The following is a 508-nucleotide window of genomic DNA, read 5'->3' as shown; positions in this document are numbered from 1 at the left end:
CCGCCGAAAGGATAGTAATGGCTCGTCTCTTCTACCGTGCCGCTCTGGCTGATGACTACCCGGTTATTCCCCTGATGGTCTTTCAAGTAGTAGTGATACTTGCTGTCGCTCAAAGTAATATAACCCTCTTCGGTAAGAAGCAGCTTCTGGACTCCGTTTTCATAGATCACATTGCCGCAATAGTCAGTCGTTGTGGTTGTACTGCCTATCTTATGGACTGTTCTCAGCTTTGTGCCGTCGGCTCCATAAGTATAGGTGATGGTACTTCCGTCACTGAACGTTACTGCATTCGGCAAATTTAAGAAATTATATGTAATGCCGCTAATACCTTTGTTTAAATCTTTAGTTAAATTGCCGTTGGCATCATAAGAGTACTCATCGGCAGCATTGGCACCGTTTTTGAACTCGAAGCCGCCATTGTAGGTGGAAGCCGCTACCGCATCATCCACGCGGTTCAACTGATTGCCGTTCAAGGTGAGAGTCAGGTTGTCTATCATGCCGTAGGCGG

1 pseudogene is annotated in these 508 nt (G+C 46.9%); it reads right to left on the bottom strand.

The features are described 5' to 3' along the window. Nucleotides 1-508, bottom strand: a pseudogene (locus DW039_RS20800) (RHS repeat-associated core domain-containing protein); the annotation flags it as partial.

It is taken from the genome of Bacteroides sp. AF39-16AC, from assembly GCF_003602735.1.
GTDB lineage: Bacteria > Bacteroidota > Bacteroidia > Bacteroidales > Bacteroidaceae > Bacteroides > Bacteroides uniformis.
The sequence above is the reverse complement of the archived record's forward strand: the minus strand, read 5'-3'. Positions and strand labels throughout refer to the sequence as shown.